Source organism: Paraburkholderia sp. (assembly GCF_035948235.1).
In the GTDB taxonomy this organism is placed as follows: domain Bacteria; phylum Pseudomonadota; class Gammaproteobacteria; order Burkholderiales; family Burkholderiaceae; genus Paraburkholderia.
This window is the reverse complement of the sequence record NZ_DASZJJ010000025.1, coordinates 1-6,247: the sequence shown is the minus strand read 5'-3', so window position 1 is coordinate 6,247 and position 6,247 is coordinate 1. Positions and strand designations below refer to the sequence as shown.

General features: G+C 65.4%; 6 protein-coding genes. All 6 read right to left on the bottom strand.

Annotation, left to right across the window (positions count from 1 at the left end):
• Window positions 1–100: 100 nt before the first annotated feature.
• Complete coding sequence (araG, locus tag VG320_RS01535) at window positions 101–1,612, bottom strand: L-arabinose ABC transporter ATP-binding protein AraG (protein ID WP_327198423.1); 1,512 nt, start codon at window positions 1,610–1,612, stop codon at window positions 101–103.
• A 117-nt stretch (window positions 1,613–1,729) separates the two neighbouring features.
• On the bottom strand, window positions 1,730–2,731 hold the full coding sequence (locus tag VG320_RS01530; RefSeq protein WP_327198422.1) for an arabinose ABC transporter substrate-binding protein: 1,002 nt from the start codon (window positions 2,729–2,731) through the stop codon (window positions 1,730–1,732).
• Window positions 2,732–2,930: 199 nt separating this feature from the next.
• On the bottom strand, window positions 2,931–3,710 hold the full coding sequence (locus VG320_RS01525) for an SDR family oxidoreductase (protein WP_327198421.1): 780 nt from the start codon (window positions 3,708–3,710) through the stop codon (window positions 2,931–2,933).
• Window positions 3,707–4,393 carry a 2-dehydro-3-deoxy-6-phosphogalactonate aldolase gene (locus VG320_RS01520; protein ID WP_327198420.1) on the bottom strand — a complete coding sequence of 229 codons (687 nt, stop codon included), beginning with the start codon at window positions 4,391–4,393 and terminating at the stop codon, window positions 3,707–3,709. The genes VG320_RS01525 and VG320_RS01520 overlap by 4 nt, the downstream gene beginning before the upstream one ends.
• Window positions 4,394–4,442: 49 nt before the next feature.
• A complete protein-coding gene (locus VG320_RS01515) occupies window positions 4,443–5,453 on the bottom strand; it encodes a 2-dehydro-3-deoxygalactonokinase (protein WP_327198419.1) in 1,011 nt (336 codons plus the stop codon).
• Window positions 5,450–6,247 (bottom strand): IclR family transcriptional regulator (locus VG320_RS01510; protein ID WP_327198418.1); only part of this gene is annotated, 798 nt, incomplete at its 5' end. The genes VG320_RS01515 and VG320_RS01510, both read right to left, overlap by 4 nt.

The following is a 6,247-nucleotide window of genomic DNA, read 5'->3' as shown; positions in this document are numbered from 1 at the left end:
TTGTCGGTGGTGCTGGGAATCAGCGCGTCGGCGACGCTCTTGGCAGCTTCACCCGCCAGGTTTTCTCTTGCTTGCATTTCAGTCACTCCTCCCCGTCCACTCATGCGGCTCTCGCCTGCGTGCGTTTGGGCAACGCCAGGTCAAGCACCGCGTGTTCGCTCGCCGCGCTGCGCGGCAACTCGCCCGAAATCCGGCCTTCGCGCATCACCACGATGCGATCCGACACGCCGAGCACTTCCGGCAACTCCGACGACACCATCACGATCGCGCAGCCGCGTTCGGCAAGCTGGTAGATCACGTTGTAAATCTCGTGCTTCGCGCCGACGTCGATGCCGCGAGTCGGTTCGTCCAGAATCACGACCTTCAGGTCAGGCTCTGCAAGCCAGCGCGACAAAATCGCCTTTTGCTGGTTGCCGCCCGACAGAAAGCGGATTTTCTGGCGGCGGCTCGGCGTCTTGATCTTCAGCAGCTTGATAAAGCGATCCGCCGTTTCCGCTTCCTTCTTGCGGTCGAGGAAGATGCCCGCGCGCAGAAAATGCCGGCGGCAACTGATGTTGATGTTCTCCGAGACCGTTGCCATCGCAACGATGCCCTGCTCCTTACGGTCCTCCGGGCACAGCACGATGCCATGACGAATCGCGTCGCTCGCGCTCTTCACGCGAATCGTCTTGCCGTCGAGTTCGATCTCGCCGGCGCGCCGCTTGTGCGTGCCGTAAATAAGCTGCATCAACTCGCTGCGACCCGCGCCCACGAGACCAAAGAAACCAACGATCTCGCCCGCCTTCACCTCGAAGCTGGCCGCCTCGCTAAGCGGCTGGCCTTCGACGCCACGCACCGCGAAGCGCGTGTTGCCATGCGTGCGCGGCGAGTAGTTGTAGATGTCGCTGATCTCGCGGCCCACCATTTCGGCCACCAGCGTTTCGCGCTTCACTTCTTCGAGCTTCTCGTGCGACGCCACCTTGCGACCGTCGCGGAAGATCGTGCACGCATTGCACAGCTCGTAGATCTCGTCCATGCGGTGCGAGATGTAGATGAGCGCGCGATTGTCGGCGCGCAACTCGCGCACGAGCTTGAACAGCACTTCGGTCTCGCGGTGCGAGAGCGAGCTGGTCGGCTCGTCGAGCGCGATCACGCGCGCATTGCGCAACAGCGCCTTGCAGATTTCCACCATCTGGCGCTGCGCGATGGAGAGCTTGCGCAGTTTCGCGGCGGGATCGAGATCCACGCCCATCGCGGTCAGTCGTTCGCGCACGAACTTGCGCGCCTCGCCTCGCTTGACCCAGCCCAGCGCATTGGGCAACGCGCCGAGCAGCAGGTTTTCCGCGACCGTCAGATCTGGCACGTACTGCAATTCCTGGTGAATCACGGCGACGCCCGCCCCGATCGAAGCGGCCGCATCGGCGAACTTCACTTCGTTGCCGTCCATCAGGATGCGGCCCGAATCGGGCTGATATTCGCCGCCCAGAATCTTCAGCAGCGTCGATTTGCCCGCGCCGTTCTCGCCCATCAGGCCATGCACTTCACCCGCGTTCACGTCGAACGACACGCCGTCTAGCGCGCGCACGCCTGGGAACACCTTGCCGATATTGTCAAAACGCAGTGTCGCTGACACTTCGGTTTCCTCTCATTCGATTCGCCGCGGGCGCGGCCTTCAAAACCAGCGGTTTTGAGACCGCCCCGCAGCGGGAAACACCTCAAACAACTTCTATCCAGCGCTTGAATCCAACGCTTACTTCGAAGCGAGACCCATCTGCTGACGCACGCTTTCCACGTTGTCGCGCGTGGCCAGCATGCCGGTCGTCAGCGTGAGCTTCGGCGGTTCCTTGCCTTGCGTGATCCAGGCGTACATCAGGTCCGAGGTTTCTTCGCCATGACGCTTCGGGCTGATAATGACGGTGCCGTAGAAGCCGGTCGGTTGCGGCTTCTTGAACTCGTTGAGCGCCGAGTCCGAGCCGCCAATGCCGATGCCGATCATGTTGTCGGCCTTGAAGCCACGGCCTTCCGCTGCACGCACGGCGCCCAGCACGGCTTCGTCGTTCAGGCCGTAGGCGACCCAATGCTTGTACTGCGGGTTCTTGGTAAGCGCGATGTTGGCGGCGTTGAAGGCGTTTTCCGTGTCGGTCTTGGCTTGCGGCGCCATCACGATGTTCGCCTTCGGGAAGCCTGCGGCCACCAGTGCGTCCGTTGCGCCCGAGGTACGGTCATGCGCGGTCGGCAACTGCTCGTAGGTCACGTCGATCGCGCCGACGTCCTTCATGTCCCAGCCGCGCTTCTTGATTTCGGCGGCGATGCCGTCGCCCACCTGTTTGCCGATGTTGTACGCCGAGATGCCCATGTGCGGCACCGCTTCGATCGGCTTGCCCGCACCGTCGACGAGACGGTCGTCGACCGTCATCATCTTCAGGCCATCGGCCTTGGCCTTGGCGACGATGCCCGGCCCGAGCTTGACGTCAGGCGTGCAGATGATGAAACCCTGGGCCTTTTGCGCGGCCAGGTTGTCGATTGCGCTCATGACCTTCTCGCCCGAGGGCGCGCCGATCTTGACCAGCGTGAAGCCCTTTTCCTTCGCGGCGGCTTCGGCGAACTTCCATTCGTCCTGGAACCACGGTTCTTCGGGCTGCTTGACGAGAAAGCCGATCTTCACCGGATCGGCGGCTTGCGCGACGGGCGCATGAGCGAGCACAGCGGTGGTCGCGGCGGCGATCAGCGTGAGGAAAATCCTGCGTTGCATGGTGTCAGTCTCCTGTCTTCTTCAGTCACGGGAAGGGTAACGGCCGCCTGTTCTGCCTTCGCCCGCGCGCGGCCAGCGCCGTGGCGAAAGTGATGCGTTTGTCTTGCTACCTTGTATTGCCTTCGTGCTGCGTTTTATTGCTACCTTTTATTGCTGCTTTTTTACTGCGTTTTTACTTCGTTATTGCGTCATTACTGCGTTATTCGTGATGCAGCGCCGTGCGCCCGCCATCGATCGTGATGCAACTGGCGTTGATGAACGGCGCTTCGTCCGAGGCGAGAAACACGGCCGTCATCGCCACTTCCTCGGGCTTGCCGATGCGCTTCATCGGCGGCAATTCGAGCGTTGCGCGGCGCGCCGCCTGCGGGTCGGGCTGCGCGTTCCACCAGTCGTGCGTGAGCTGCGTTTCGATGTAGCCCGGCGCGATCGCGTTGACGCGCACGTTCTTCGGCGCGTATTCAATGCCCAGCGCGCGCGTGAGGCCAATCACGCCGTGCTTCGCCACCGGGTACGGAAAGCAGCCCGGAATGATCTGGAACGCGTGCGTCGAGGCGATGTTGACGATGCTGCCCGCGCGGCGCTCGATCATGCCCGGAAGCACGGCACGGCAGCCGTTCCACACGCCGTCCAGATCGACGGCGAAGCAGCGCCGCCAGTCGTCGTCGGTCATCGTGAGCGGATCGGCGAATACGTTGATGCCGGCGTTGTTCACGAGCACGTCCACCGCGCCGAACGCGTTTTGCGCTTCGCTAACGGCGGCCTGCACCGAAGCCGATTGCGTCACGTCGGTCTGCACGGCGAGCACGTTGGCATTGCCGGTCGATCCGGCGATTTCGCGCGCCGTGGCCTGCGCCGTGGCGATGTCGAGTTCGGCGAGCACGACCGCCGCGCCTTCGGCGGCAAACGCGCGCGCGATCGCAGCGCCTATGCCGCGTCCCGCGCCGGTCACGAGTGCGACCTTGCCCGTCAGGCGGTTCACGCCTTCACTCCCTGCGCGCGCGCCGTTTCATGCCAGCCCGCGATAAACGCGAGCGCGTTGGCGCGCGTTGCGGCCACATCCTGGCCAGGCTTGTACAGCGCCGATCCCAGACCGAAGCCGCTCGCCCCCGCCGCCAGTTGCGGCCCCATGTTGTCGGGCTTCACGCCGCCCACCGGCAAGAGCGGCACGACCTGCGGAATCACGGCGCGCCAGGCCTTCGTGACCTCGGGGCCAAGCTGCTCGGCGGGGAACATCTTGAGGCCGTCCGCGCCGTGCTTGAGCGCGGCAAACGCTTCGGTCGGCGTGGCGACGCCCGGCACGCAGGCGAGGCCTTGCAGCTTCGCGGCGAGGATCACGTCGGTATCCGCGTGCGGCATCACGATCAGTTCGCCGCCCGCAGCCTTCACGTCGCGCACGCGCTGGGTCGTGAGCACGGTGCCCGCGCCAATCATGGCGTCGGCGGGCAGCGTAGCGCGCAGCGCCGCGATGCTCTCCAGCGGCGAAGGCGAATTGAGCGGCACCTCGATGATCCGGAAGCCCGCTTCGTAGATCGCACGGCCATGCTCGGCGGCTTCGGCGGGCTTGATGCCGCGCACGATCGCGACCATCCGGCACGCGGCAAACGCGGCCACGAAGCCAGCGTGCGGCGTATAGGGTGCGGGCAGGTTCAGTTCGGCTTGCATGTACGTGTCCTGTGGTTTGCGTGCGGGTTTGCGTATGTTCGAAGCGTGCTCAGGCCGCCGCACTGACGAGGCCCGCGCGCACCGCAATGCGCCAAAGGCCACGCTCGGTCGCCTCGCGCACGACTTGCGCACCGTTGCAGCCGAACTGGGCAAGGGCGAGCCGATAGCGCTCGCACAAGGCATCGGCGCCAATCAGTTGCGGCGCGCAGGCGGCAAGCGCAACGTCGCGGCGCGCCAGCACGGCTTCCAGGCCAGCCAGCTCATGGCCGATCACGAGACCCGAGAGATAGTCGGGCTGTTCATCGGCGGCCAGTTGATCGGTGAGGCCCAGCGTGCGCGTGCTGAACGCGGTCGCGAGCAGCCCCGCGCTGCCGTGTTCGCGCGCCACCGTCACGCCGCGCAGGAACGCGGCGGTGTCCGGCGCGGCCGGGAGTTTCATCGTTCGGCCGAGAATCGTGTGCGCCTTGAGCGCCGCATAGACTTCGCCCGTCATGAAGGTATAGAAACGCGCGATGCGCGCGCCTTCCACCACGGCCCATTTGGCGTGCGTGCCGGGCAGGCCGATCAGGGCGGTTGCTTGCGCATTTGCGTGATCTTTGCCGCCCAGCGCACCAAAAATCTGCGTTTCTTCGCCGCGCATCACGTTCGGCAAGGCGCCCGGCTCCAGCACGCCCGGCACCACCGAGATATTCGCGCCGCTCGCCGCGCGCACCGTGACGATGCCCGCCACGAGCGCGTCTTCACCGGCAGGCGTTTCCACGTAGGGCGCCTGCACCCAGCCTTGTGCGCTGCCCACCATGCCAGCGGCCAGCACCGGCAGCGACGGCGCCTGTTCGAGCCAGACGCCGCAGGCTTCCTCGAAAGCCGCGTCGAAACCGCCCTCTTCGGCCGGCACCGGCAGGTTCATGATCCCCGCCGTCGACACGCGCGTGTCGAGCACCTTGCCCGTCGCATCGAAGAGATACGCGCGCAGCGAGGTCGTGCCCCAGTCGAGCGCGATCAGCGCTGCATCGCCTTGTTTGCCGTGTTCCATATGCTGTTCTGTCGTGCGGCCGGTCATCGGCGAATCCTGCGCGTGGCGGGCTGCGGCGCGCGCCAGCCGAGTTCCTGCGAGATCGCGCGCGCTTCGCGCTGCACGACCGGAATCAGTTCGTCCATGCGTTCGAGCGGCATATAGGGAATCGTGCTGGCCACCGACAGCGCCGCGACGATCGCGCCGGACGCGTCGCGCACCGGCGCCGCCACGCAGCGGATCGAAATTTCGTTTTCCTCAAGATCGAACGTATAGCCGCCCGCCGAATAGGTGGCCATGCGCTTGAGAAAGGTGTCGGGGTCGAGGCTGTGATCGGGGCGGAAGCTCACGCCCGCTAGCGTGCGCCGCGACGCTTCGAACAGATCGCGCCAGGACTGCGGCGCGAGATCGAGCATCATCGCCTTGCCAATGCCGGTCGACGCGAGCGGCATGCGGTGCCCCACGCGCGAACGCATCTCAAGGCCGCGCTGGCCGGGGATCTTGTCGATGTAGAGCACGTCGTCGCCATCGCGCACGCCGAGGTGAATCGTGTCGAGCGTGGCGTTCGCGAGCGCTTCGAGATGCGTGCGCGCGACCGCCGTAAGCGGCATCTGTTCGAGCGCGATGGTGCCCAGTTCGATCAGCTTCGGGCCGAGCAGATAACCGCCCTGCACCTGACGCAGATAGCGCGCCTGCACGAGGCTCGACACGAGCCGGTGCGTGGTGCTGCGCGTGGTGCCGAGCACGGCGGCGAACTTGCGCATATCGTGCGCGTCGGCCGTGGCCGCCGCCTCGATGATCGCGAGCCCGCGCAGTAGCGTTTGCGTGCCGGCTGGCAGGCT

Bases quoted from the DNA above. Each gene is read 5' to 3' on its own strand.
- VG320_RS01530 (WP_327198422.1), bottom strand. From the start codon at position 2,731: ATGCAACGCAGGATTTTCCTCACGCTGATCGCCGCCGCGACCACCGCT.
- VG320_RS01520 (WP_327198420.1), bottom strand. From the start codon at position 4,393: ATGCAAGCCGAACTGAACCTGCCCGCACCCTATACGCCGCACGCTGGC.
- VG320_RS01515 (WP_327198419.1), bottom strand. From the start codon at position 5,453: ATGACCGGCCGCACGACAGAACAGCATATGGAACACGGCAAACAAGGC.